The organism is Streptomyces sp. WMMC500 (assembly GCF_027497195.1).
In the GTDB taxonomy this organism is placed as follows: Bacteria; Actinomycetota; Actinomycetes; order Streptomycetales; family Streptomycetaceae; genus Streptomyces.
In genome coordinates this window covers 5,376,697-5,402,146 of the sequence record NZ_CP114905.1, presented here as the reverse complement: position 1 = coordinate 5,402,146, position 25,450 = coordinate 5,376,697, and the positions used below count along the sequence as shown (strand labels likewise).

General features: G+C 71.0%; 20 protein-coding genes and 2 pseudogenes. 13 read left to right on the top strand and 9 right to left on the bottom strand.

The features are described from left to right. Positions 1-63: 63 nt before the first annotated feature. Positions 64-290, top strand: a pseudogene (locus tag O7599_RS23320) (transposase); the annotation flags it as partial. A 167-nt stretch (positions 291-457) separates the two neighbouring features. Here the strand turns inward: O7599_RS23320 and O7599_RS23315 are convergent. Next, complete coding sequence (locus O7599_RS23315; RefSeq protein WP_281623483.1) at positions 458-889, bottom strand: hypothetical protein; 432 nt, start codon at positions 887-889, stop codon at positions 458-460. A 200-nt stretch (positions 890-1,089) separates the two neighbouring features. Between O7599_RS23315 and O7599_RS23310 the strand changes: the two genes are divergently transcribed. After that, entirely contained in the window at positions 1,090-1,497 is a 408-nt protein-coding gene (locus tag O7599_RS23310) for a YciI family protein (RefSeq protein ID WP_281617559.1), read from the top strand. Positions 1,498-1,507: 10 nt separating this feature from the next. Further along, positions 1,508-2,135: pseudogene (locus O7599_RS23305) on the top strand (DUF6596 domain-containing protein); the annotation flags it as partial. Positions 2,136-2,432: 297 nt separating this feature from the next. Here O7599_RS23305 and O7599_RS23300 read toward each other — a convergent pair. From O7599_RS23300 to O7599_RS23290, 3 genes are all read right to left on the bottom strand, one after another. Beyond that, positions 2,433-3,968 (bottom strand): MDR family MFS transporter, encoded by a 1,536-nt coding sequence (locus tag O7599_RS23300; RefSeq protein ID WP_281617558.1) that lies wholly within the window; start codon positions 3,966-3,968, stop codon positions 2,433-2,435. A gap of 370 nt (positions 3,969-4,338) precedes the next feature. Continuing rightward, positions 4,339-5,343, bottom strand: coding sequence for a hypothetical protein (locus O7599_RS23295; RefSeq protein ID WP_281617557.1), 1,005 nt, complete (start codon positions 5,341-5,343; stop codon positions 4,339-4,341). 573 nt (positions 5,344-5,916) lie between these two features. Further along, complete coding sequence (locus tag O7599_RS23290; protein WP_281617556.1) at positions 5,917-6,072, bottom strand: hypothetical protein; 156 nt, start codon at positions 6,070-6,072, stop codon at positions 5,917-5,919. Positions 6,073-6,494: 422 nt separating this feature from the next. Here O7599_RS23290 and O7599_RS23285 point away from each other — a divergent pair, with 422 nt between their 5' ends. Continuing rightward, on the top strand, positions 6,495-7,715 hold the full coding sequence (locus tag O7599_RS23285) for a DMT family transporter (RefSeq protein ID WP_281617555.1): 1,221 nt from the start codon (positions 6,495-6,497) through the stop codon (positions 7,713-7,715). A 48-nt stretch (positions 7,716-7,763) separates the two neighbouring features. Here O7599_RS23285 and O7599_RS23280 read toward each other — a convergent pair whose 3' ends face one another. Further along, positions 7,764-8,783 carry a helix-turn-helix transcriptional regulator gene (locus O7599_RS23280; RefSeq protein ID WP_281617554.1) on the bottom strand — a complete coding sequence of 340 codons (1,020 nt, stop codon included), beginning with the start codon at positions 8,781-8,783 and terminating at the stop codon, positions 7,764-7,766. 291 nt (positions 8,784-9,074) lie between these two features. On the opposite strand from O7599_RS23280, the gene O7599_RS23275 reads away from it, so the two are divergent. Further along, a complete protein-coding gene (locus O7599_RS23275; RefSeq protein ID WP_281617553.1) occupies positions 9,075-9,938 on the top strand; it encodes an SDR family oxidoreductase in 864 nt (287 codons plus the stop codon). 215 nt (positions 9,939-10,153) lie between these two features. Further along, the gene (locus O7599_RS23270; protein ID WP_281617552.1) at positions 10,154-11,251 is read left to right on the top strand and encodes a hypothetical protein; all 1,098 of its coding nucleotides are present in this window, start codon (positions 10,154-10,156) and stop codon (positions 11,249-11,251) included. Between the two features lie 76 nt (positions 11,252-11,327). Here O7599_RS23270 and O7599_RS23265 read toward each other — a convergent pair whose 3' ends face one another. Together O7599_RS23265 and O7599_RS23260 are read right to left on the bottom strand one after the other, a co-directional pair. Next, the gene (locus tag O7599_RS23265; protein ID WP_281617551.1) at positions 11,328-11,558 is read right to left on the bottom strand and encodes a zf-HC2 domain-containing protein; all 231 of its coding nucleotides are present in this window, start codon (positions 11,556-11,558) and stop codon (positions 11,328-11,330) included. Continuing rightward, a complete protein-coding gene (locus O7599_RS23260; RefSeq protein WP_281617550.1) occupies positions 11,555-12,211 on the bottom strand; it encodes a sigma-70 family RNA polymerase sigma factor in 657 nt (218 codons plus the stop codon). Before O7599_RS23260 ends, O7599_RS23265 begins: the two co-directional genes overlap by 4 nt. Before the next feature lie 754 nt (positions 12,212-12,965). Between O7599_RS23260 and O7599_RS23255 the strand changes: the two genes are divergently transcribed. From O7599_RS23255 to O7599_RS23225, 7 genes are all read left to right on the top strand, one after another. Beyond that, positions 12,966-13,478 carry a cupin domain-containing protein gene (locus tag O7599_RS23255; protein WP_281617549.1) on the top strand — a complete coding sequence of 171 codons (513 nt, stop codon included), beginning with the start codon at positions 12,966-12,968 and terminating at the stop codon, positions 13,476-13,478. A gap of 462 nt (positions 13,479-13,940) precedes the next feature. Beyond that, a complete protein-coding gene (locus O7599_RS23250) occupies positions 13,941-16,922 on the top strand; it encodes an AfsR/SARP family transcriptional regulator (RefSeq protein ID WP_281617548.1) in 2,982 nt (993 codons plus the stop codon). Positions 16,923-17,101: 179 nt separating this feature from the next. Then, on the top strand, positions 17,102-17,761 hold the full coding sequence (locus tag O7599_RS23245) for a hypothetical protein (RefSeq protein WP_281617547.1): 660 nt from the start codon (positions 17,102-17,104) through the stop codon (positions 17,759-17,761). After that, positions 17,761-19,014: a hypothetical protein gene (locus O7599_RS23240; RefSeq protein ID WP_281617546.1), complete on the top strand. Its 1,254-nt coding sequence runs from the start codon at positions 17,761-17,763 to the stop codon at positions 19,012-19,014. Before O7599_RS23245 ends, O7599_RS23240 begins: the two co-directional genes overlap by 1 nt. Positions 19,015-19,120: 106 nt before the next feature. Further along, entirely contained in the window at positions 19,121-20,914 is a 1,794-nt protein-coding gene (locus O7599_RS23235) for a prolyl oligopeptidase family serine peptidase (RefSeq protein WP_281617545.1), read from the top strand. Continuing rightward, positions 20,911-21,375: a hotdog domain-containing protein gene (locus O7599_RS23230; RefSeq protein WP_281617544.1), complete on the top strand. Its 465-nt coding sequence runs from the start codon at positions 20,911-20,913 to the stop codon at positions 21,373-21,375. The genes O7599_RS23235 and O7599_RS23230 overlap by 4 nt, the downstream gene beginning before the upstream one ends. Before the next feature lie 23 nt (positions 21,376-21,398). Next, positions 21,399-22,061 carry a DUF998 domain-containing protein gene (locus O7599_RS23225; RefSeq protein WP_281617543.1) on the top strand — a complete coding sequence of 221 codons (663 nt, stop codon included), beginning with the start codon at positions 21,399-21,401 and terminating at the stop codon, positions 22,059-22,061. Between the two features lie 6 nt (positions 22,062-22,067). On the opposite strand, the gene O7599_RS23220 is transcribed toward O7599_RS23225, so the two are convergent. Both O7599_RS23220 and O7599_RS23215 read right to left on the bottom strand, forming a co-directional pair. Then, the gene (locus tag O7599_RS23220; protein WP_281623482.1) at positions 22,068-23,873 is read right to left on the bottom strand and encodes a type IV secretory system conjugative DNA transfer family protein; all 1,806 of its coding nucleotides are present in this window, start codon (positions 23,871-23,873) and stop codon (positions 22,068-22,070) included. Positions 23,874-23,914: 41 nt separating this feature from the next. Then, positions 23,915-25,444 carry an ATP/GTP-binding protein gene (locus tag O7599_RS23215; RefSeq protein ID WP_281623481.1) on the bottom strand — a complete coding sequence of 510 codons (1,530 nt, stop codon included), beginning with the start codon at positions 25,442-25,444 and terminating at the stop codon, positions 23,915-23,917. Positions 25,445-25,450: the final 6 nt, after the last annotated feature.

The following is a 25,450-nucleotide window of genomic DNA, read 5'->3' as shown; positions in this document are numbered from 1 at the left end:
CACAATGAGGTGGATCGGCCCTGGTGGCCGTTCCCGACGCGGGAGTCGAGCGTTCGGTCCGGTGTGGAGACACCGCCGTGGATCGTGTCAGATGAGCTGTGGGACCGCATCGAGCCGCTGCTGCCGCTGCGCGAGCGGCGCTTCCGGTACCCGGGCCGCAAGCCGTTGCCGGACCGGGGGTGCGGTGCGGGAACCTGTACGTGCTGCACACCGGGATTCAGTGGGAGTACCTGCCGAAGAAGCTGGGCTTCGGCTCGGGCATGACCTGCTGGCGGCGGCTGCGGGACTGGAAACTGTCAGTCCGTCCCCCGCCTTCCGCACACCGCAGCACATCGTGCAGCCGCTGCCCTCGGCAGCACGCGGACCGCGATGCGACATGAAAACAGACTACAAAGTAAAGACCGTGGCCCAGGCCATGCTCGGTTTCCACCACCGTCACCCACCCGCCCCCGGAGCGTCAATCCGAAGACGCCGGGGGCGGGGGCGGGGTGTTGAAGGTGATATCCGAGAAGTCGCGGCCCTGCACGACGGGCCCGTACTGCGTGCCCCCGCTGACGATGTTCGTCACCGTGCCCGCCCCGTCGTCCGGCAGCGGCGGCAGTGCGTCCTGCCACGCCCGCAGCCCGGCGCGGAACTCTCCGTCCAGCGCGGCCCGTACCGCCAGCGCCGTACTCAGCGCCTGCGCCCGCGCCTCGTCGCCCGGCTCCGCCGCCAGCCGCTCCAGCTCCGCCTCCCCGGAGCCGACTTCAGAGCCGGCCCCGGCGTCACCGCCGTCCCGCCGGAACGGCCGGCGCACCAGCCGCGTCAGCCCCTCCCACCCCTGCCGCCCGATCTCCCCGCCCGCCCCACCGGCCAGCGCCACCAGTAACCCCACCGACACCGGATCCACCCGGACCACCCCCTCCTCCGCCCGTACCCGTACCCGTACCCGCAACCTGAGGGACGACCCGACGCCCTCGCCGGGTTCCTGAGCGGTGCACGGCGCTGCGCGAAAAGAACTCGCGCCGCGATGTCGAGAACCCGCGCGCGGCTCCGTCCCAGGAGCGAACACGGACCACCATGGGGCCGTGCCTCAGCGAGGAGAAGATCATGGCCAAGTACCTGCTGCTCAAGCACTACCGCGGCGCCCCGGCAGCGGTCAACGACGTACCGATGGACCAGTGGAAGCCGGAGGAGGTCACGGCCCACATCCAGTACATGCGTGACTTCGCCGCCCGTCTGGAGGCCACCGGCGAGTTCGTCGGCGAGCAGGCGCTCGCCCCGGAGGGCACCTTCGTCCGCTACGACGGCGAGGGCCGCGCGCCGGTCACCGACGGGCCGTTCGCCGAGACGAAGGACCTCATCGCCGGCTGGATGCTGATCGACGTCGAGACGTACGACCGCGCGATCGAGCTGGCCGGCGAGCTGTCCGCCGCCCCGGGGGCCGGCGGGAAGCCGATCCACGAGTGGCTGGAGGTGCGCCCGGCCTACGGCGTGCAGCCCTCAGCCACCGCATGAACGAGGTGCCGTGAACGAATCGCTGCTCCGGGAGCTGGCCCCCGAGGCGATAGGCGTGCTCGTCCGCCCCGGAGCCGACTTCGCGGCGGCCGAGGACGCCGTACAGGAAGGCCTGGTCGAGGCCGTACGGCGCGGGTGGCCGGACGGTGAGGCGCCGCGGGACCCCCAGGGGTGGCTGATCACGATGGCGTGGCGCACGTTCCTCGACGCCGTACGGGCCGACACCTCCCGGCGGCGCCTCGAGAAGCTGGTCGAGGCCGAGCCCACGCCCGGCTCCGGCACGGCGGCGGACGACGCGCTGCAGCCGTACTTCCTGTGCGCGCACCCGTTCCTGACACCCGCATCGGCCGTCGCGCTGACGCTGCGCGCGGTCGGCGGCCTCACCACGCGGCAGATCGCGCGGGCCTACCTGGTGCCGGAGGTGACCGTGGCTGGGGGTACCGCCCATGCGCGCCCAGCGCGCGGCGCGGACCGGCGCCGACGGCCGGCTGGTGCCGCTCGCCGGGCAGGACCGCGGCCGGTGGGACACCGGGCTGATCGCCGAGGGCGTCGAGATCCTGCAGACTGCCCTGGCCCGCGACCGGCTGGGCGAGTTCCAGGCGCAGGCGGCCGTCGCCGCGCTGCACGCCGACGCCCCGGCCCCACCATCTCCGAACGCGACCTCCTCCCGCGCGGCCGCCCGGATCAACGCCCGGCTACGCGGCGGGCCAGGCGGCGCGGCGGCGGGGTGACGCGGTTACCCGGTTTGGCACACGCCGGCACGGCGGACCGGCCGGCGGGGGGCCGGCCCTGCGGCGGTCCGGTTGCGGGCGGACGGTGAACCGGTGGGCGACTGCGCGGCAAACCCCGCAATCCGAGCGCACCGGCGGTGCCGCTCTGCTACGCCCGCACCCCCCGCCGCGGCTCGCGACGGGGGGTGCGGGTTCGCGTCGTACCTACACGGTGACTCGATCGTCGGCGGAAACGTCCGCCTTCACGGGCACATCCCCGTCCGCGGCCCCGTCCGCGGCGGCGCCGTGGCCGTCGTCGCCCGCGCTCTCCACCCGCCGCGGCAGCGTCGTCGCCAGGACGACCATCAGCGCGGCCAGCACCGCCGCGGCGCCGAAGGCCAGCTTCATCCCGCTGACCTGGGCGGGCAGGGGGGCGACGCCGTCGTCGACCAGGCCCGTGGCGCGCGCCGACATCACGGTCACCACCAGCGCGGTCCCCAGTGCCGCCGCGACCTGCTGCAGCGTGCCGAGGATGGAGCTGCCGTGGGAGTACAGGTGCGGGGGCAGCGCGCCCATGCCGAGGGTGAAGACCGGGGTGAACGTCGCCGCCAGGCTCACCATCAGCAGCACGTGCAGGCCGAGGATCTGCCAGTACGGCATGGTCGTCGAGATCTGCGTGTAGCCGGCGAGGCCGGCCATGACGCCGGCCGAGCCGGGCACCACCAGCCGGCGGCTGCCGAACCGGTCGAAGATCCGGCCGACCGTCGGCCCCAGCAGGCCCATCGCCAGGCCGCCGGGCATGACCAGCAGGCCGGTCTCCAGCGGGCTGAGGCCGCGTACGTTCTGCAGGTACAGCGGCAGCAGGATCATCGAACCCATCATCGCCAGGAAGCCGATGGCCATCACGGCCAGGGACCGGGTGAACGCGCCGTACCGCAGGGTGCGCAGGTCCATCAGCGGCGTACCGGAGCGCTGCAGCCGGAGCTGGCGGAAGGCGAAGACGGCGATGGCCGCGATCCCGCCGGCGGCGATGCCGATGCCGAGCGCCCGGCGGTCGCTCTCGCCGATCAGGCTCAGCCCGTACACCAGACCGCCGAAGCCGAGCGCCGCCACCGCGACGCTGAACCAGTCGATGGAGCTGACCTGGCGCTCGCCGATGTTCTCCAGCCTGCGCAGCCCGAACACGGTCACCGCCGCCGCGATCGGCAGCACGACCACGAACAGCAGCCGCCAGGAGCCGACCTGGAGGATGATCCCGGACACGGTCGGGCCGAGCGCGGGCGCCACCGACATCGCCAGCGTGACCTGGCCCATCACCTTGCCGCGGTGCTGCTCGGGCACCACCGTCATCAGCGTGGTCATCAGCAACGGCAGCATCACCGCCGTGCCGGCGGCCTGCACGATGCGGCCCGCCAGCAGCACCGCGAACGTCGGCGCGACGGCCGACACGAGGGTGCCCACGAGGAACGTGCCCATGGCGAGCGCGTAGGCCCGGCGGGTGGTGACCCGTTGCAGGAACCAGCCGGTGACGGGGATCACCGCGGCCATGGTGAGCATGAACGCGGTGGACACCCACTGCGCGGACTGCTCGGTGACGTGCATGGACTCCATCAGCCGCGGGATGGCGTTGATCATGATGGTCTCGTTGAGGATCACCACGAACGTCGCCAGGACCAGCAGCCGCACGACGGTCGGCGTCCGACCGTCCTCCTCCTCCGCCACCGCGGATCGCTTCGCTATCGCAGCTCGTTCGGCTCGCATGTCAGCTCCTCGCCGGGGTTCCTGATCACAGTCACCTCGCAGCCGAGGGCCGCCGGACTGGATGGTCGGTTGCTTCACCGACACAGACCGGCGAGCGCACCGGAACTCATCGGTCGATCCGAGCCTGCCACGTCGCGGCGCGGCTCGCCTCCGCATTTCGCGCAGGTCAGGGAGCGTCCGCGAGGACGCGGGCGGGGCCGCAGGTGGAGCCCCCTGCCGGATGCGAACCGACGGTTCGTCGTCGCCGTGACCTTCCCCACCGTCGTCGTGCCGCGTCCTTCGTCGCCCTCCCCGGCCTGCTGACCGACCCCCTCCACCAGGAGTTCGGCCGGTCCCGCGGCACCATCGCCGAGTTGCGGCCGCGTTCGGATCACTTACTGTGCTTCTGCGCCTTCCGCCTCCCGGCACGCCCGTGGGCCGGGGGCGGGGGTTGAGGCGCGCTGGACTCGCCTCCCTGCGTGGGCTCGCGGAAGGCGTGGTCGGCAGCGCCGTACGCATCGAAGCTCGGGCTGAAAGCGGTCGGGTTGTGCTGGGTGTAGCCGACGGTGTGGGGCGTGTCGGCGAAGCTCGTGCTGTAGACGGTCTGGTCGCGCCGCTCGTAAAGGACGTCGTTCGGGTTCACGGTGATCGGCGGGCTCTGTGTGTGGAAGCTGTAGGGAACCTGCCGATACCTGCTGCTGTCGGCGTGGGCAGACGGCTGGTCGTGCCCGGTGTAAAGGAAGTCGGCCGGGTTGGCAGCCAACTCCTCCTCCCCTGGCTCTGGCCCGGCTCCGAACCAGGGGTCGTGTCGCCAGGGCGCTGACGGGTCTGTGGGTGCGGTGACGGACAACGCGCCGAACTGCCGCGTCGTCGCAGCGACCCGCGCCTCATCCCCGTAGTCGTAGTCGTACGGGGCGGCCTGTGGCTGACTCGGCTGTTGTGACGGTTGTGCGGGGCGGTTGTCGAACGACTGCAACGATGAGTGGGGTGCATGGTCCTCCCAGTTCTCCTGTTCTCGCGCCTCCTTCAGCCACTCACTGAGGCGTGGTTGGGATATCTTCCTGTCGGGGTTTTCTCCGTTATACTTCTTCACGAACTTTTCTTGACTCAGGCGGGATGCCCGGAATTCATTCAGCACGTCCGCCCTCTCCTCCCGGCTGCGACTAGTGCGATTGTATGCCGCTCGCAGCGTTTCCGGGTCCACCCCGGAAAATCGTTCCGGGTTATTTTTCGCTTCTCTTGCCCAGCGCTTGAGGTCGTGTAGAGCGATTTGCCCGCCGGGGTATCTCGGTATGTACTGCTGCACGAACTCGCGCTGGCTCAGGCCGGACCCCACCCACTCGTTCACCAGGTCCGTCTTTTGTTGAATACTGAAGCGCGCTTGGTTCCTTGGCATGCGTTCTCCTTGGGGTTGAGGTCAAGCCGTGATGATTTGCTGAGTCTGCGGGAAGGTCTGGGATTCGACACCGGACTCGCCGCCCCGCGTGAGGTACTCGTCGTGGGCACGGCCGGCAGCGCACGCCCTTCCATCGCCCCTCTCGTTCGCTGCCAGCACCACCTCCTGGCCCGCCCTCACGCCCGCACCCACATCGGCAAGACGCCTGCCGGCGCCGACGCCGGCGCCACAGCCGCCGTGACAACCCCGGAGCCTGCAAACACCCTTCGCCTCCGTGGCCACGTCGGCGCTCTCCTTCCGCTACCGCCGATGCAGCAACGGAGACGACCTCTAACGTCCAGACCCGTGTCCAGACCTGCGGCCAACGCTGCGGCTGTGGTGACCGGCGCCGTGCGACCTGGAATCCTGGGAACGGCCGGCAGCAGGACCTCTTGCCCGGTCAGGGTTTCCGCTGCCGGCCAGGAACCGACCGACGTCGTTCAGCTCCGGCACGTCTCGGCGCCTTACCGCCGAGTGAGGTCGGACCCGGCCCGGCACTCCGGCAGGCAACAACGGCCCCGCAGCGCCGGCGGTTCACCCGGAGGCCCGCGTCCCGCAACGCTCGATGTCCCCCGCCTCTTCGTCGAGCCACTCGGTTACCGCTGTCTCCACGAGGGCATCGACGCGCCGGTGCAGCGGGCCGCGCGGATCGGCCCCGTCCAGCAGGTCACCACGGTCGCGAACACGCATGCCGAGGCCCGCCGTTCGCGGGCCATCCCGGCAGAGCACGGCTACGGATGAACCGTTCCATGCTCAGCCACGTTGGAGGGGCGACACGGAGGACGCACCCTCTCGTTCCGCCGCGCAACGCTCTCTGCGCCGGCTCGCCGTGCTGCTGCCACCCACAGGTGGCCGGATCGCCGAGACGCGTCGACGCCAGTCCGTCGTCGCCGCCTTTCCTGTCTCCCGAGCCCCCCGGCTTCCTACACAAATGGTCTCATCATGCCCATTTACCCTCACTTGGACACTGCTGTTCGGCCGCCAGGCGGAAGCAGGGTCTTCTACGGCGCGCAGACGACGTGCGGCGTCACGCCCTCGCGGTTGGTGGTCGATCGCGAGGGCGGGTGCAGCCGCGTCAGCTCTCGACTGACCGCAGACGGCGGTGCGCACGCATGAAACCCAGATTCGATCCGCTGACCGCCGCGGCGATAGCGGTCGCGGTGGTCTCCATTTCGGCCACCGCCCCTCTCACCGCTGCCGCGTCCGCGTCACCTCTCGCCATGGCCTTCTGGCGCAACGCCCTGGGCTTCGCCACGCTCGGACTGCTCCTGCTGATGCTGCGCCGCCGTGAAGTCGTGCGTGTCGCGCGCGGAGAGCGCGGCCTGCTGCGCCGGGAGCAACGGCGGTCCCTGGTCTTCGGCTTCCTCGCGGCCACTTCGCTCGCCCTTCACTTCGCGGCCTTCATGACGAGCACGCGGATGACCACGGTCGCCATTTCCACGGCGCTCGTAGCCACCCAGCCGGTCTGGCAGGCACTCATCGCCGCGGGCCAGGGCGTTCGGTTCGGCGGCGCCACCTGGGCGGGCCTGAGTCTCGCGGTACTGGGAGCGGCCGCGGCCGCCGGCCCCGATATCGAGTCGGGCGGCACGGCGCTGATGGGCGATCTGCTCGCTCTTGCCGGGGCCGTGGCGGGGGCCGGTTATACCGCCCTGAGCCAGAAGGCGCGCACGGATTTGAGCACCCCGCTGTACTCGACGGTCACCTCGCTGGTCTGCGGGCTGGAACTCCTGCTCGTCTGCTGGCTGGCCGGCATACCACTCACCGGCTTCGACAGGTCCACGCAGCTCTCGTTGCTCGGGTTGCTCCTCCTGCCCCAGCTCCTGGGGCTGGGATTGATGAACTTCGCCCTCGGCAGGACGTCCGCGACGACGATGAGCGTCGTCCTCCTGCTGGAAACCCCGGTGGCCGCGGTCGCCGCATGGTTGCTGATGGGGCAGAGCATCGAACCCGCTGCCGGGCCCGGACTCCTGCTGATCCTCGTCGGAGTCACGGCCGTCGTGAGAATCGGCGACGCAGAACAGCCCGCCCCGCGCCGGCAGGGCAGACATCGCAAGGGCACGCTGATGTTCCCCAACGACGCCCCGCATACGGTACGCAGCCCCTCCCTCATCGGTGAGCGAGGCCAGAGCGTGCCGGTCGGACCTTCCGTGGCCGCCTGGTCGACACCACAGGCGGCCGGACCGTACGCGCATCATGCCGAACCGGGCCCCGAGACGGTCTGGAGGGATGTCGGCGAGGACGACACGCCGACGATGATCCTCGCCTACCATCACGCTGCCGGCGCCTTCGACCTCATGTACCGGCAGCCCAGCCGCGTTTACCACAGCCCCTGACCATTCCAGGCTTCACGGATGCCGCGGGCCGTCCGGGACTGAAGAGGCTTACTGAGGCGCAGCGTCCACGGGGATACCCAGGGCGCGCGCGACCAACTGCCCGCGGCTGCGCACGCCGAACTTGGCGAAGATGGACTTCAAATGGTCTTGCACGGTGTACTGGGACATGGTCAGCGCGGAGGCGATCCCCGTCGATGACCGGCCGGAGATCACCTGCTCCAGAATCTCCCGCTCCCGCACCGTCAGCTCATACGCGAGGGCCAGCGTCTCGGTGATGTCGGAGGCCGGGGTGGGCTGGATGACGACCGACGCGCCGCTGTGCGGATCAGCGTCGAGCGGCGAGCCCCACAGCGACAGCCACCGCCCGGCGCGGGACCGTACCCGCAGATACGCCTCCTCGCCCCGTCCGGCCCGGGCCGCCGCCGATACCTCGAACGGGGCCATCGTGCCCAGTTCGTCCAGCCAGTGACGCGCCGTCTCGTTGGCGACCACGGTACGGCCCTCGCCGTCGAGCACCAGGACGCCGGGCCCGGCAGGACCGGCCGGGGCGACCGGCGCGGCGCTGGCGCAGGCCCAGCGCAGCGCGACCGCGACCGGCCGTGACAGCGCGTGCACCAGCTCCGCCTCCCGGGGTGTGAAGTCCGCCCGGTCGCCGCGCCGGAACAGGGACAGCGCGCCCCAGCACTCACCGTCTGCCAGGAACACGGCACGCAACTCGTGCTGGACGTCGATGGCCGGCAGGACGGTGCGCAGGCGTTCGCTCACACTCAGGTCACCGCCGGAGCTGACGCCGAGAATGCCGACTGTGCGGCCGGTCCGCGCCAGGTCCGCGAACTTGTCGACGTCCGGGACGAGGTACTCGTTGTGCGACGCGAGCTCCGCGTTGCCGGGCGGAATGCCGTCGGAGACGTCGTCGGTGAGCAGCAGCGTCCACGGATCGATGGTGCCGAAGCAGAACGCGTCGTAGGCGACGTCCTGGCCCAGCCGGGCGACCACGCGGGAGCGCAGCGTCCGCGAGTCCAGGCTGAGCTGGCATATCCGCTCGATGTCGCTCTGTAGCCTCCGCACCCGCCCAGCCTATCCCCGGAGTTCCCCAGATTTCTGGGATACCGCATGTCAGAGCGGCGTACCTAGCATCCCCGGTGACCAGTCGGACCGAGGAAGGCAACGCGCATTGAACCAGCCCGTCTCCGGTCCCGTCGTGCGGGACACAAGCGGGGCAGGCAGCGCCGGGGGGCAGCGCGCCGCCGGCAACGGCCGGCGGTCACGTCGGTAGTCACGCAGTCCGCTCGTTCCCGAGCCGTTGACAGAAGCAGAAGCTGAAGGCGAACTCCGTTCGCCGTAACACTGGAGCACATCATGATCATCGTGACCGGAGCCACCGGACAGTTGGGGCGTCAGACCGTCGAGAGGCTGCTCACGCGCGTGCCGGCAGACCAGGTCGGCATCAGCGTCCGCGACCCGCAGAAGGCACAGTCGTTCGCCGACCGGGGGGTCCGTGTACGACGGGGTGACTTCTCCGACGCCGCCAGCCTCGCCCACGCCTTCGAGGGTGCCTCCCAGGTGCTCATCATCTCCGTCGACAAAATGGGCGACGAGTGCGTCAAGCTGCACCGCGCCGCGATCGAAGGGGCCGTCGCGGCGGGCGCCCGTCGCATCCTCTACACCAGCCAGGTGGGGGCCGCCGCCTCGGCACGCTTCCAGGCCTGCCGCGACCACGCCGCCACCGAGGAAGCGCTGCGCGCCTGCGGCGTGCCGTTCACCGCGCTGCGCAACGGCTTCTACGTCACCAGCGCGGTGCAGTTCCTCGGCAACGCGCTGGAGTCCGGCCAGCTCGTGCTCCCCGCGGACGGGCCGGTCTGCTGGACCACACACGCCGACCTCGCCGACGCGACCGCCGCCATCCTGGCCGACGAAGGCTGCTTCGACGGCCCGACGCCGCCGCTCACCGCGGGACGGGCGCACACCTTCGACGACATCGCCGGTATCGCCACCGAGATCACGGGCCGCACGATGACGAGGACCACCGCACCCGACGAACAGTTTGTGCGGGAGATGACGGGCTACGGCGTTCCCGCAGAGAGGGCGTACAACCTGTTGGGCTTCTTCGTCGCCAGCCGTGCCGGCGAGTGCGCCACCGTCGACCCGGCACTGGCCACCCTGCTCGGCCGCGAACCCGTCGCCCTGGGCGCGGCGCTGCGCGAGCAACTGTCCGACAACTGATCCGGGGACGGCGGCGGTTCGGCCCTCCCCGGCCGCACGACGCACCTGTAACGCCAGGCGGCATGCGGACACTGAATCCGCTGTCGCCAGGACAAGCGCCGGGTCGGCGCCGTGTCCGAGCACCGGGCGGCAGACCAGCCACCCGTCGGCTATGCGGGGGCCGATCAACGGCCCACAACCAACTGAGGAGCACAGTGATCTCCAGACGAAGTGCCTTGCGCACCCTGACCGTCACCGTGGCGGCTGCCGCCTCGGTCGCCGGGGCGGCCGGGTTCACGGCGCCGGTGCACGCCGGTGAGCACGGCCAAGGTCATCCGCAGCACGGGAACGGCGGAGCGAACGTCTACGTCCAGAGCAACGCGGCGGACGGCAACGCCGTGCTCGGGTTCCGGTCCGACGGGTCGCCGATCGGGTCGTTCGCCACCGGCGGCAGGGGGAGCGGCGCCGGGCTCGGTTCCCAGGGAGCGGTGACCGCCAGTGCCGACGGCGACGAGCTCTACGCGGTCAACCGGGCCTCGGCGAGCGTGTCGGCTTTCGCGGTCCGCCCGGACGGGCGGCTGCGGCTGCTCAGCACCGCCGAGACCGGAGAGAACCCGGTGAGCGTCGCCACCCGCGGCAGCGCCGTGTACGTCGTGGGCGAAGACGAGGTCACGGCGTTCCGGCTGCTGGGCGGTCGCCTGGTGGCCGTGGGCAGCCGCCCGCTGTCGTCCCAGGGTTCGAACCCCGCGCAGATCGGGGTCGTCCCGGACGGCCGGGCGCTCATCGTGACCGAGCGGAACACCCACACCATCGACGTCCTGCCGCTGGACATCTTCGGCCGACCCGGCCCGGCCAGGGCCACCGCGGCCACCGGCGTCACCCCGTTCGGCTTCGCCTTCGGACGCGGCGGGGTCGCGGTGGTGTCCAACGCCTCGGCGGGCGAGGCGCGCGGCAGCACCGTGACGGGGTACGAGGTGGAGCACAACCGCGTGCGCAACACCACGCCCGCGATCCCGACCGGGCAGAGCGCCGCCTGCTGGGTGGCCGTGGACGAAACCGGGCGGTACGCATACGTGGCCAACGCCGGTTCCGGCACGATGTCGTCCCTCGCCGTGCGGCCGGACGGATCGCTCAAGCTGATCGACGGCGCCGCCGCCACCCCGGGCGGCGCCCCGATCGACGCCGAGGTCGGCGGCCGCGTCCTGTGGGTCCTGGACAACAGCCAGGGTCACGTCAGCGCCATCCCGCTCAAGGACGGCGGCAGGATCGGCAGCCCGGTCGTCCCGGTCTCCGGCCTGCCTGCGAGCACATCCGGTCTGGCGGTCATCCGGTAGCCGGGTCTCCGACTCTGCCGACTCCGGGTCTGTCGCTGCGAATGCGGCAGGCCCGGCGGCATGTCCCGCGGACGGCTCAGCCCTGCCGCCAGTCCTTGAACGCGGTCAGCAGTTGCTCCCGCGCCTCCCCCGGGATCGACTCGGCGGGAAGCTCGCCCAGCGTGGCGATGGTCTGGCGGAACTGGCCGAGGTACGTCTCGCACCCGTCGCACAAGGCGATGTGCTCGACGAAGCGCATCTCTTCCTGCGGCGGAAGCGCGCCGTCGAGGAACTCCGTGACCAGATCGACGAACTCGGCACAGGTCATGAGCTCAAATCCCTTCCGCTGCCGGCGCTGCGCAACGCCGACGGCTGCGCGCCCGTGAAGTACTGCTCCAGCCGGGCGCGGACAGCGGCCCGCGCGCGGTGCAGGAGCACCCGCTGGTTTCCGGGCGAGATCTCCAGCAGCGAGCACACCTCTTGCGACCCGTATCCCTCGACGTCCCGCAGGGTGATGACGGTCCGCAGCCGAGCCGGCAGATCGGCGAGCGCCGCTGTGATCACCGCCCGGGCCTCACCGCGCAGCGCCTGTCCCTCGGGGGTCTGCCATGGCTGCGGCTTCTCGGCGGACGTCCAGTGGCCCGGGTCCGGATCCCGGGACGACTGGAACCTCGACGGATCGACGGTCGGTCCCTCGTCCTCCGGCAGCAGACTCGTGAACGGCACCGTCCGGTGCTCGCGAACCCCGCGCGCCTTGGCGGTGTTGACCAGGATGCGGTAGACCCAGGTCTTCAGCGCCGACCTGCCCTCGAAGCGGTCGATCCCTCTGATCACTGCCAGCCAGGTCTCCTGGACGACTTCCTCGGCCGAATCCCGCGTCGAGACAAAGGACATGGCCAGTCGCACCATCCGCGCCGACCAGGCGTCCAGCACCAGCGCGAAGGCTTCCTCGTCGCCCGCCCGCAGGCGCGCTACCAGCACCTCGTCAGGCGGGAGGCCCGCACGCGCCCCCACAACTGCTCCCTCTGTCGGCGTTGGCGCCGTGGCGCCCTTCCCCCGCGGCCAGCATAGGCCAGCGCGGTCTCACCCTCCCGGCCGGTGCGCGGACCGGGTAAGGCTGCCGGCACCGCCCGGCGTCGACAGCCCGGCCGGCACGAGTGAACTCTTCTCGCCTTGGTCCCGTGTAGTCGTACAGGGGGAGTCCCGGGGCGGACCGTCCCATCGGGCGTCTGCACGATCGACAGGAGAGCAAATGCCATCAATGGAGCACTGGCGCACGGCTCCTCCACCGACTCCCCCTCCGGCCTACTCACGCCGGCCCTCTGCTCAGGAGTCTCCGTACGGAGGCCCGAGCCACCCCGCCCCGCAGGCCCGACAGGCGGCGAGACCACCGTCGAGGTGACGCTGACGGGTCGGAGCCCGGCCGCGCCCACAGCACGGGCCGTAGCCCGCCGGCGCCCGTGCCCCGGCGTCTGCCGAGCCGAACCGACGACCGTACACACGCCGCGGCCCGTCCCTCTCCTGCGGGTGGGGGACCGGGTCGCGCCTGTCTCTTCAGGGCTCAGCGCCACGTCAGCAGTCCGACCGGATGCGATCTGTAACGTCCGCGAGTCCGGACTGACTGAGCCGGTACATCCGCTCGATGAAGGTCCCCAGATTTCTGGGATACCGGGTGCCGGAGCGGCGCGCCTAGCATCCGTTCAGTGATCGTCAGTCAGATCGAGGAAGGAACGCAGTGAGTACTCCCTATGTGGCCCAAGCCGGCGAGCATGAGCAACTGGAGTGGATCGGTGGCGGGATCATGGAGATCCTGCTCGACGCGAAGCACACCGGCGGCCACGTCAGCATGTTCCGCTCGACCGTGCCGACCCCCACCGCGTCACCGGTACACGTCCACCCCCACGAGGACGAGATCTTCGTGATGCTCAGCGGCAGCGGCCTGGTCTGGATCGGCGACCGCCGGCACGAACTCCACGCCGGCGGCATCGCCTTCCTCCCCCGCAACATCCCCCACGCCTACCGCTTCACCACCGACAACGTCGACATGCTCGCCCTCGCCACCCCCTCGGGCATGGAGGGCTTCTTCCGCGACGCCGGCTGGAACCGATCCCACCCCAAGCCCGCCGACTGGACCGTCACCCCCCAAGCCCTCGGCAAAGCAGCCGCCGCCAACGGACAGATCGTCCTCGGCCCCCCACTCGCCGCCACCGAGACGATCCCCCCACACCTCCTTCAGACAAACCCCTGACCCCCACCACACCCGGCCCCACAGCCAGGAGGACGAGATGGGCGGCATCGGCCGGCACGATCAGGCTGACCACCACGGCGCGTGCACTGCTGCCGCCCATCTCCGCCGCTGCCACCGGACGCCTACGGGCGTCGTACCGACATCGCCGGGATCGGCCAGGGCCGCGTCAACCCGCCCGGCTCATCCCGCCGGCCATCGGACACACGACCGCCCGCGCGCCTGACACCCGCGGTGTGAGCACCGCAGGGTGATCGCTTCTGGGGCGTAGCGCCGGGCGGTGGCCACCCCGACCGCACTGCCCCCCCTCACGGACGCCGCCATCGCGGTCGATTCCGGCTGCCCGAATGAGAAAACTCTGTCCCCCACTTCTCCTTTATGTACCGGTACGCCCGGCAGAAAGTGATCATCATCATGAAGACGACACGTGGTCCAGCGGACGCGATCGGCCCAGAAGCCCCGCGGGTGACAGATCACCGGGAAGGGCCGGGAGCCTACGGGGAATCGCTGCGTTTCGCCGTACTGGGGCCGGTCAGGGCATGGCGCGGTGATCGCGAAGTGGAGCTGGGCTCCCCACAGCAACGAGCGGTGCTGGCGGCCCTGTTGCTGCGGCGTGGGCGGCCCGTCACCGTCGCCGAACTCGTGGACGCCGTATGGGGTGACGGGCCACCTCCCGCGGCCGTGTCCGTGCTGCGCACCTATGCCTCGCGGCTGCGCAAGGTACTGGAACCCGGACACGACGCCGGCGGGTCGTACCAGGTGATCGTCTCGGCCGCGGACGGATATCTGGCGCGCGTTCCGGAACGCGCCCTGGATCTGGGCGTGTTCGAGCGGCGGGTCGCCGAGGCGAAGAAGCTGCGCGCCGCTGATGCGGTGCAGGGTGCTGCGGAGCTACTGCGCGCCGCGCTCGACGGGTGGCAGGGTGTGGCGCTGGCCGGCCTGCCCGGGCCACTGGCGCAGGCCGAGCGCTCCCGGCTGGCGGAGCAGCGGCTCGCCGCGCTGGAGACCCGTCTGGAGGTCGATCTCCAGCTCGGCCGCCACAGCGAACTGATCGCCGAGCTGACCGCGCTGACCGGTGAGCACCCGCTACGGGAACGGCTGTGCTGGCTGCTCATGCTGGCGCTGTACCGGTCCGGGCGGCAGGCCGAGGCGCTGGCCGCGTACCGCAGGACGCGCCGCACCCTGGTAACGGAGCTGGGCATCGAGCCCGGCGTGTCGCTGAAGGAGCTGCATCACCGCATTCTGTCGGCCGACGAGTCACTCGCCCCCTCCGCGCCGGGAGAGGAGGCCGATCCGACCGGGCCCGCGGCCACCGGGCAGGCGCCCCGGCCGGCACATCTCCCCCCCGACCGGTCCTCCCCTGGCCCGGAGTCCGAGGACGGGACGTCTGCGACCGCCAGGATTCCACTCCGCCCTGCGCAACTGCCCGCCGACCTGGCCGCCTTCACCGGCCGGGAGGCCGAACTGCAGCGGGCCGAGGCCCTGCTGCCGGACGACGGTACGGAGCCGGCCACCGTGCTGATCAGCACCATCGGTGGTATGGCGGGTATCGGGAAGACGGCTCTTGCCGTGCACTGGGCGCATCGGATTGCCCACCGCTATCCGGACGGGCAGCTCTACATCGATCTGCGGGGCTTCGACGCGGCCGGGTCCGCGGTGCCGCCGGCGGAGGCCGTCCGTGTCTTTCTCGACGCGCTGGGGGTTCCCTCACGGCGTATCCCCGCTGACCTGGAGGCGCAGGCGGCACTGTACCGCAGCCTGCTCACGACCCGGCGGATGCTCATCGTCCTGGACAACGCCCGCGACAGCGAGCAGGTCCTGCCGCTGCTGCCGGGTGCCTCCGGCTGCCTGGTCATCGTCACCAGCCGCAGCCAGCTCACCCACCTGATCGCCGGCTACGGGGCGCAGCCGCTGACGCTGAGTCCACTGACGGCCACCGAGGCGCACGGCTTTCTGGTGCGGCGCATCGGTGCCACACGGCTGATGGCGGAACCCCAGGCGACGAAGGAGATCATCGCGCGCTGCGCCCGGCTGCCTTTGGCCCTGGCCATCGTCGCCGCCCGGGCGGCCACCTACCCCGGGTTCCCGCTGAAGGCCATCGCCGGGGAGCTGCGTGACAGCCGGGACAGTCTCGACGCCTTCACCGGTGGAGACCTCGGCACGGACGTACGGGCCGTCTTCGCCACGTCGTACGAGGCGCTGCCGGTCCCCGCCGCCCGGCTGTTCCGGCTGCTGGGCCTGCACCCGGGGCGCGACATCTCCGTGCCCGCGGCGGCCGCCCTGGCCGGGCTGCCGCCGCGCGAGACCCGCGGCCTGCTCAGCGAACTCACCCGCGCCCACCTGCTCACCGAGCACACACCGGGCCGCTACACCCTGCACGACCTGCTGCGGGTCTACGCCGCCGAGCGCGTGCGCTCACAGGAGTCGGAGGGGGAGCGGGAGCGGGCGGTGGAGCGGTTGCTGTCCTGGTACCTGCACACCGCGGACGCCTCCTATCCCCACCTCGCCCCGCACCGCCGCCGGGTGCCGATCGCCCCGCCGCCGCCGGGCTGTCGTCCGCTGGCGTTCACCGCGTACGACCAGGCCCTGAAGTGGTGCGAGACCGAACGCCCCAACCTGGTCGCCGCGGTCCACCAGGCCGCAGCGACCGGCCGCCCGGACATGGCGTGGCGGCTGACCGCCGCACTGTGGGGATTCTTCTCCATCCGCAGCCACCTCCACGACTGGCTCGACGTCGCCAGCACCTCCCTCCGCGCCGCCCGCGAGGACCGCGACCCGGTCGGGCAGGCGTGGAGCCACGGCGACGTGGCCGCCGCGCTGACATCGATGCGCCAGTTCGACGAGGCCGTCGTCCACCTCCGCCGGTCGATGATCCTGTGGCGGGAACTCGGTGACATCCGGGGCAGGTCGCGGGCCCTGACCAACCTGGGCCACACGTTCCTCGAGGCCGGCCGGTACGACAAGGCCGTCGAGTACGGCCGCCGCGCGCTGGCACTGCACCGGGCCAGCGGCAACCCCTGGGGGACGGGCGTCGTCCTGGTCAACCTCGGCGACGCCTACCAGCGGCTCGGCCGGTACGACGAGGCCACCGACCACCTCCAGGAGGCGCTGACCGTCCTGCGCGCCATCGGCGACCGCTGGGTCGAGGGCATCACGCTCGACATCCTCGGCACGGTCCGGTACCGGCTCCACCGCCACGACGACGCGATCGAGCACTACCGCCAGGCGCTCGACGTGCACCGGGACGTCGGCAACCGCTGGGTCGAGGGCGGCACCCTCGACCACCTCGGCGACGTCCTCCTCGACACCGGTGACCCGGAGGGCGCCCACACCACCTGGCGGCAGGCGCTCGCGGCCTTCGAGGCGATCGACCATCCGGACGCCGAGGAGATCCGCCGGAAACTCCGTGACCTGGACGAACGAGTGGGGGACAGGCAAGCGCGGTGACCCGTGCGGCACGCCCCTCCCTCCGGGTGACCGGTCGGGCTTCTTCGCCCGCCCGCGCCTGCCCGCCGGCGGGCTCGGCGAGGCGTGGGTGAACCGCTGACCGAGACGAGCCGTTGCCCCCTACAGGCGGCGCTGCCGGCAGAGCGTGCACTCACCCACCCGACCGGAAACGGATGTCCATGGCTGAACACCACGAACCGGATATCTATCGTGTGTCGAGTCCTGCCGTTCCCCGCAAAACCGGCTATCGAGCCGTAATTGGCCAGACCCTTTTCGAGGAAGGTACCAACTGGCGTTTGATGAGTCGGGTCGCCCGGTACGTCGCCAACCTCCCCGACGCAGATTTCCAGACCGCCCGAACAGGCGCCGGCCCCGTCACCGTACGCTTTGGCCGCACCCTGGATCGAAGCGTTGGCGAGTGGCATCCGCGAAGCCGGACGGTCCTTCTGAACCCCTATCACAAGAGCGTGCGGGAGCGCGGTAGCAGCCGCCTGATGGGAAGCGCGGTGTTCGAGATCATCCACGCCGCCACGGAGCCCACGCGCGAACACATCGAAACGCACGCCTCTCTCGGCCATACCGAAGAACTGGCCGCAACCGAAGGAATCACACCCGCGGGTTACCACGCACGCGCGATGGCGAGCCTGGAGTTCAGCAACATACGGTTCCATCGGCGGATTATGGCCAACATCGGCAGGTCGGGCACCCGGGCCGACCTGTTCCACGGGGAGAACCAGGAATTTGACGTGTACTACAACATTCAGGTGCGCACCGGTGGCACCCGCGGTCACGAACACCGGTACCACGTCCTGCGGCAGTCCTCTCACGGACCTTCCTGATGGCGCCTGATCGCCGGAGGCTGACCCGCCGGAGGTTCCTCGGCTTCGCCGGCGGTGCCGGCCTGGTGCTCGCGGGGTGCGATTCGGGCGGAGACGCCGGCCCCGCCGACGGCGGCGGGGGCTCTGCCGGAGGCACGCCGGGCGACGGCCCCGGGGCGGAAGACCCCGGTGGGGCCCCTCGGGACGTGCTGGGCGTGAACTTCAACGAGCAACCGGGCGGGACCACCCCCGCGGTACTGGACGACCTGCACGCGAAGTGGGTGCGCGGCTTCGTTCCGCTGACCGACCTGGACACCATGCCGGCGGTCCGCCAGCCTGTGATCAGCACTCTGCTGTCCTTCGCCGGCAAGGGCTACGGCACCGTGCTCTCACTGAAGTTCCCCCACCAGAACACGCCTCTCCCGCAGCCGGGCACCGGCGCGATGGATGCTGAACTCACGCGCCTCGACAAGGTGCTGGACGCCGCACTGGGCAAGGTCGACATTCTGGTCGTCGGCAACGAGCCGTTCCTTGAGACGCGCGCGCAGGACCGCGCCACCCTCCTGAACCCTTTTTACGAAGGTGTTGCCGCGCATGTGATCGCCGAGCGCAAGAAGCGCTTCGGGTCCGACTGCCGTACCCGCCTGTACATGGGCGCCCTCAACCGCCTCGACGACCCCGCTTGGCGCACCCCCGCCGTCAACGGCTGGCTGGCCTATGTCAAGGCCACCCCCGAGATCGAGGGCGTGGACATCCACCCGCACGTCAGCGGCATCGAGGAGGCCGAGGCGTTCACGAATCACGTGCTGCCCCGGATCCGCTCCGATCAGCTCTTCCTGGCCACCGAGTTCTCCCTGGTGCACTGGTGGAGGCAGCACTGGCGCGATCCGGTCCCCGCCGTCTACGCCAACCGCTACGGGGTACCGGCCGGCACCCCGGTATGGAAAGAGGTGCGGAACGCCGCCGCGCGTCCCGTACCGCAGCAACGATGGCACGACCTGCTGATGAACAGCCCGTGGTTCACTTCACGCCAGGACTACCTGACCGACCAGGTGCGGCGGTTCCGTGCCACCGGCCGGCTGGCGGTGGCGACCTACGGCGGGCTCCAGGGGCCCGCCATGGTACGCGGAATCGGGCCGAAGAAGATGCCGTGGCTGCTGAACAGCCTTCATGCCAACCGTGTCGCCAAGCCGTCACCGGAAGGCGAGTTGGCCCGCAACCCCGCATTCTTCGACGACTTCCGCGCCCTCCAGTCTTCTCCCGGCAGGAAATGAACAGAGCCCCGGGCACCATCGGTCCGTACGGAAGCGGTGAACCGAAACTCCGCCGGCCACGTGGTGCTTGTCAACGGCAGAGCCCTGAACCCGAAGAGGTGATCGCATGTTCGCCGCTTCGCACAAGGTCCCGCACCTCGCCGTCGAGGACTTGTTCCGCGCACCCGTCCGCACCGCCGCATCGATCTCGCCCGACGGCACCAGGATCACCTATCTGGCGCCCTGGCGGGGACGGATGAACGTGTGGGTGGAGAGCGTCGACGCGCCCGAGGAGGCGCGCTGCGTCACCGCCGGCGACAACCGCGGCGTGCGGGCCTACCACTGGACGGACGACCCGCGGTGGCTGCTCTACGAGCAGGAGGGTGACGATGACGGGAACCGCCACGTCTTCCGGGTCGATCTGGAGAACCCGGACGGCGCGGCGGTCGATCTCACCCCCTTCCCCGGCGCCGGGGCCACGGGCTTCGAGACGACTCCCTCCCGCCCCGGCAAGGCGCTCCTGCACCTGAATCACAGGGAGCGCACGGAGTTCGACCTCTACGAACTCGACATCGCCGCCGGTGAGCTGACGATGCTGGCACAGAACCCCGGCCGGGCCGGGGGCTGGCTGTACACCCCCGGCGGAGATCTGTACGCCCACGGCCTGACGGACGACGGCGACATCGAGCTGTCGAGGTGGGACGCCGAGAGGGACACGTGGGACCCCGTCGTGACGTTCGACGGCTCCGACTACCCGCTGGGCATCCGGCCGTTCCAGGTCACCCCGGACGGAACCGGCGTGTGGATCGGCTCCCACCGAGGCAGCGACCGCACCCGCCTGGTCAGGCTCGACCTTGCCACCGGGGAGGAGAGCGAGGTCGACGACCACCCGGTCCTCGACCTCGACCCGCGGCACACCGCCTTCCCGTCCCTCCCTTCGCCGCTCATCCTCGACCGGCGCACGGGGGAGTTGGCCGGGGTGCGTTACCTCGGCGAGCGGCAGGTGATCCGCGCGCTCGACCCGCACTTCGCCGCCGTGCTGGAGAACCTGGAGAAGCTGTCGGACGGCGACCTGGCCGTCGTTTCCGGCGACGAAGACGGACAGCGCTGGGTCGTCAGTTTCACGCACGACCGCGATCCCGGTGTCACCTTCTTCTACGATCACTCCACCGGCGAGAGCCGGCTGCTCTTCCGGCCGTATCCGCACCTGGACCCCGGAGCGCTGGCTCCGAAGACCCCGCTCACGGTCTACTCGCGCGACGGGCTCGCCCTGCCCTCGTACCTGACGCTGCCCCTGGGTGCGGACCCGGCCGGGCTGCCGCTGGTCCTGCTGGTCCACCCGGGGCCGTGGCACCGCGACACCTGGGGCTTCGCCCCCTTCGAGCAGCTCCTGGCCAACCGCGGCTACGCGGTCCTCCAGGTCAACTTCCGCGGCTCGTCCGGCTTCGGCAAGGCGTTCACCGAGGCCGGGACGGGAGCGCTGGCGGGGAAGATGCACGACGACCTCGTCGACGCCGTCGACTGGGTGGTGGAGCGGGGTTACGCGGACCGGGAGCGAGTCGCCATCCTCGGCGGCTCGTACGGCGGTTACGCCATCCTGGCCGGGGTCACGTTCACCCCCGACGTCTTCGCCGCCGCGATCGACTTCTGCGGTATCCCGAATCTCGCCACCTACCTGCGGACGGTGCCGGAGTCCGCGGTGGACCGGATTCGTACACCGCTGATGGTGATGCAGGGCACGAACGACGCCCGCGTCGCCAAGACCGAGTCCGACCAGATCGTCGAGGCACTGCGCGCCCGCGGCGTCGAGGTCGAGGTCGAGTACATGGTCAACGACGACGAGAGCCGGCGCTTCGGGAATCCGGAGAACACCATCGAATTCCCTACGTCCCCCTGCCAAGAAGAAGGAGAAAGACAATGACGCACGCTGACAAGAACACACACCTGCCGAGCACCGACGTCGGTACCCTCGTGCCGGTCACCGTGAACTATGACGATCTGGATTCGATGGGCATGCTGCACAACAGCCGTTATATGCCGCTGGTTGAGCGAGCGTGGGTGACCTATTGGGGTGACCGTGGCTTCATCGGCGAGTCGGGTCTCGTAGGAGATGCCTTCAATTTCGTCAAGACGTTCACCATCACCTTCGACCTCCCCGTAAGGAAGTTCGGTGAGTTCGCCGTGCACCTGTGGATGGAGCGCGTGGGTAACACCTCGTCCACCGCGGGCTACCGGGTGTGCTCGGCCGACGGGGACACCACGTACGCGCACGGCAGTCGCACGATCGTCTGCATCGACGCCGCCACGCTCACGCCGACGCCGTGGTCCGACCGGGTCCGAAAGGCTGCCCAGGCTCTTGAGGCGCCGCACGGCGCAGCTTGAGCCGGATCGAGAAGGAGATCCCCGTGTCAACGAATCCGGATGTGGGGGGAGAGCGGCGATGGCTGCTCTGGTGCGGTGTGGCAGGATCCGCATCGTTCATCCTGCTCTTCCTCATCAATGATGTGGTCAAGCCGGATTACGACCCCGTTCGCGACGCCGTCAGCGAGGCCCAGATCGGCAGCGGCGGCTGGTTGCAGAGCGTCAACTTCATCGTGTCCGGGCTGCTCATCACCGCCTCCTCCGTGGCGATATCGCAGGCGGTGAACCGCTGGACGGGCGTGCTGGTCGGCCTGGTCGGGGCCGGGCTGGCGCTCGCCGGGGTCTTCGTGTCCGATCCGGTACCGACCGACCATGCGACCTGGCACGGAATGATCCACAACGTGGTGGGGACGATCAGCTCCGCAGCCCTCATAGCCGCCTGTTTCGTGGCCGCGCGATGGCAGGCCACCCCGCGCTGGCGCTGGTACTCCCTCGTGGCCGGCGTCGCCATGCCTGTGACCTTCGTTGTCGCCACCGGGGCGACCGAGACTCTCGGCATCTGGCAGCGCCTGACCAATGTGATCGGGTGGACCTGGCTGATCGTTCTGGCACTGCGCGCGATGCGCGCATCGGCGGCCGGCGAGCGTGTTCACGGACGAGGTGTCGACGTGACCTCTGTACCCGATGGAGCGGCATCACGCTCCTGAAGTACCTCACCGGGTCGTGTCCTTGTCCAGGCGCACCGCGTCTCGCAACGGCGCAGCCTCCCGGTTCCACCTGCTCGCGGCGCCGGCGGCGCCCGCTTCTGCGCTGCCGTACCAGGACCGCGCGGCCCGTTGGGTGATGGCGGCGGTCTCGGCGTTGGCCGCCGCCGAGATGGCGCCCGCGTTGGGCTCCTTGTACCAGGGGCGCAGGCGGATCAGGGCAGGCCGTACGCCGGTGGCCAGCAGCAGCGCGGTGCCCTTGGGCAGGGCGCGGATACGGTCCGCGGGCAGCACCGGGTCCAGGCGGTAGGAGTAGGAGCGGGAGGTGCCGTCCTTGCTCTTGGAGACCGACGCGGTGCGCACGTCGGCATTGCCGACGAGCTTGGAGACCTTCTCCACGAAGTCGGCGTCGTCCAGGCCCGCGCCGAGGAGCTTGATCGTGGCCGCGCTCCACATCGCGTCCATGCCCGCCTCGCCCCACACCCGGCTCCCCTGCCGGTAACTCTGCAGCAGGGTGACGACGTTGATGCCGCGGGAGCCGAGGTGGCTGTACAGGTCGGGCAGGTCGGAGATGCGGCAGACGTTGGCGGCCTCGTCGAGGACCGCCGTCATCGGCGGGTCGAGCCGCCCGCCCATCCGCTCCGCGGCGATCACGCCCGCCCGCATCGTCGCGTCGGCCAGGCCCGCGATCACGCCCGCGGCCGAGCCGCCGCCGTCCTTCGACAGCAGGTACAGGGTGTCCCGGCCCAGTGCGTGCTCGTGCGGATTGAACCGCGGGAGCCGTGGATCGGGCATCACCCAGGCTGCGATCTCCGGATCGAGCAGGCAGGCCACGCACTGCCGCGCGGTTTCGTAGATGCCGTCACGGGTCTCCACCGCACCCCGGACCGTTCCTTGCAACTGCTCCGCCATGGCGGGCAGGCCGGCGTCCCGCAGCAGGTCGATCGGCGTGCGGTCGGCGGGGTCGGCGAGCCAGGCCAGCAGGTCGTGCAGGGAGGCCCGGCCGCGGGCGGCGGCGAGGAAGAGGGCGGTGAGGGTGTTCTGCGCCGCGGAGATCCAGAAGTCCTTCTTGGACTGGTCGTCGTTGACGGAGGCGACGAAGTGGCCCGCCAGGCGGCGGGCGCCTTCCATGGTGTGACAGTCGGCGAGGATGTCCCACCACATCGCGCGCGGGGCGTGCGCGATGGCCTGCGGGTCGAACGTCCACACCCGGCCGGCCTTCTCGCGTTCGGCCCGCGTGACGGCGTACACGTCTGACTTGTTGGAGGTCAGCAGTACCGCACCCTGGGCACGGAGTACCCGCGGGACGGCGATGCCGGTGGACTTGCCGGCGCGCGGAGCCATCAGGTCCAGCTCCACGTCCTCGAACGAGGAGCGGAGCTCCGGGCCGCTCGGATCGAGGTCGCCGAGCAGGTTGCCCGTCTCGTCCGGGTGGAGGTGCTGCGAGCCCTTGAGCGAGGGGCGCAGGTCGCGGGCGCGCTTCGCGATGCCGTCCGGGCACAGCGCCGCCAGCTCCCGCTTCCCGGCCAGGCCCTTGGACCGGTTCGTGAACCGGATCACCCGGTGCACGGCCAGTACGCCGACGGCGCCGGCCGAGCCGAAGACCAGGACGATGCCGGCGGTCACGGCGGCCGGTGACGCGTCCGGCCAGAGCGTCGCAGGACCGTCGGTGAGCAGGGTGGTGAACGTCGACATGGTGAACGGCGGAGGGTCCCAGCCCGCCCCGGTCAGCACGGCGCCCAGGGACCCGCCGAGCCACGTGCCGCCGAACACCACCGCGCCCACGCCCGTCACCATGACGACGGCCCAGGGCATCAGCTCGCTGCCGTACGTCCGGCCGCCGGCCGCGCTGCCGCTCACGGGTTTCGCCTCCCGGCCGCCGCCGGCTGTTTGGAGAGGTCGGGGACGCGTCCCGACGCGCTCTCGGCGACCGGCTTGTTCGGTGCCCAGCGCTTGTTGGTGTCGTGCAGGTGCCGCTCGGTGTCGGTGATGGCGACCTGGATCGGGATGCCGGGCCGGCCACCGACCTTGATCAGGAACCGGCCCCGGCCGGGGGGCGCCTCACGCTCCCCGTACGCCGCCCAGCCCGGGGGCGAGGACCAGGAGGAGACCAGGTCGATCTCCCGCCGGGACAGGCCGACGACCCGGCCCAGCTCCTCCATCTCCTGGCGCGGCAGCCCCGCGCACACCACCATGCCGGCGCGTTCGACGAAGCCGCGTGCCTTGACGCGGTCGGCGTCGGTGCCCAGCGCCTCGGCGTCCTTGAGCGTGTGGGTGATCTTGGCGTCGCCCAGGCCGAGGGTGCGGTTCAGCCTGGTCAGGGCGTCGATGCGGTCCACGATGCCGGAGGCGGCGCGCAGCGGCCGCCACAGCTCGTCGAGCACGGTGAAGAACCAGCGCCGCGGCCGCAGCCCGGCGTCCGCCAGGGCGTGCGAGGCGGCCACCGTGCCCAGGCCGTCGGACCAGGCCGCGAGCATCGCCGCCGCGGTGAGCTGCGTGTCCGCCTCGCCGATCCGGGAGATGTCCACGCACACCGCCGGGGCGTCCAGGTCGATACGGGTGGAGGTCTCCGAGCCGAACGTGTCCCCGAGGGGCCCGTCCAGCACGCCCAGCAGCGAACGGTGCAGCGGGTCCACGGCGTCGCGGTAGCGGCTCTCGTCGCCGCGGTCCAGGGTCACCGCCCGTACCCGGTCGGGGCCTTCGGCGAGGATCCGCAGCAGGTCCGGCAGCAGGGGCTGGCGGTCCGGCGGCGTGCGCTCGCGCAGGTGGTGCAGCGCCGCGGAAAGCACCGACTGCTCGTGGTCGTCGATGGCGCGGTCGCGCACGATGGTGATGAGCGCGGCGACCATGTTCAGGACGCGGCCGTGCGTTTCGACGGCCAGCGTCCGCCCGGCCTCGCCGCCGATGCGCTTCGCGGCGGCGCCCATGGCGCCGGGGTCGAGGACGTTGATGCCGCCCACCCCGCGCCCGATGGACAGGACCTGGCCGCCCAGGGCGCGCACGGTGTCGGCGTAGTCGGGCTTCAGGTCGCCGAGCACCAGCGGGACCACTCCGGTCGCGGCCAGCCCGATGAGCATGCGGTTGACCAGGGTGGATTTGCCCAGGCCCGGCATGCCGAGCATGAACAGCGAGGGGTTGGAGATGTACTGGGCGCGGGTGAACCACGACAGCGGGTCGCCGCACACGGTGGCGCCGGTGAACAGGTGCTGGCCCAGCGGGACTCCGGTCATGGGCGCGCCGGAGCCCGCCGCGAACGGCCAGAGCCCGCATGCCTGCACGGTGGTGGCGCGCCACATCGTCGGCGGGTCCATGTTGGCGACCTGGCCGCCGCCGGGTCCGGGCCAGCCGCGCGGGCTGGGCGGGTCGGTGCGGGGTCCGGCGGGCATCTTCGT

Bases quoted from the DNA above. Each gene is read 5' to 3' on its own strand.
- O7599_RS23310 (WP_281617559.1), top strand. From the start codon at position 1,090: ATGGCCAAGTACCTGCTGCTCAAGCACTACCGCGGCGCCCCGGCAGCG.
- O7599_RS23300 (WP_281617558.1), bottom strand. From the start codon at position 3,968: ATGCGAGCCGAACGAGCTGCGATAGCGAAGCGATCCGCGGTGGCGGAG.
- O7599_RS23295 (WP_281617557.1), bottom strand. From the start codon at position 5,343: ATGCCAAGGAACCAAGCGCGCTTCAGTATTCAACAAAAGACGGACCTG.
- O7599_RS23290 (WP_281617556.1), bottom strand. From the start codon at position 6,072: ATGCGTGTTCGCGACCGTGGTGACCTGCTGGACGGGGCCGATCCGCGC.
- O7599_RS23285 (WP_281617555.1), top strand. From the start codon at position 6,495: ATGAAACCCAGATTCGATCCGCTGACCGCCGCGGCGATAGCGGTCGCG.
- O7599_RS23275 (WP_281617553.1), top strand. From the start codon at position 9,075: ATGATCATCGTGACCGGAGCCACCGGACAGTTGGGGCGTCAGACCGTC.
- O7599_RS23265 (WP_281617551.1), bottom strand. From the start codon at position 11,558: ATGACCTGTGCCGAGTTCGTCGATCTGGTCACGGAGTTCCTCGACGGC.
- O7599_RS23245 (WP_281617547.1), top strand. From the start codon at position 17,102: ATGGCTGAACACCACGAACCGGATATCTATCGTGTGTCGAGTCCTGCC.
- O7599_RS23240 (WP_281617546.1), top strand. From the start codon at position 17,761: ATGGCGCCTGATCGCCGGAGGCTGACCCGCCGGAGGTTCCTCGGCTTC.
- O7599_RS23235 (WP_281617545.1), top strand. From the start codon at position 19,121: ATGTTCGCCGCTTCGCACAAGGTCCCGCACCTCGCCGTCGAGGACTTG.
- O7599_RS23230 (WP_281617544.1), top strand. From the start codon at position 20,911: ATGACGCACGCTGACAAGAACACACACCTGCCGAGCACCGACGTCGGT.
- O7599_RS23220 (WP_281623482.1), bottom strand. From the start codon at position 23,873: ATGCCCTGGGCCGTCGTCATGGTGACGGGCGTGGGCGCGGTGGTGTTC.
- O7599_RS23215 (WP_281623481.1), bottom strand. From the start codon at position 25,444: ATGCCCGCCGGACCCCGCACCGACCCGCCCAGCCCGCGCGGCTGGCCC.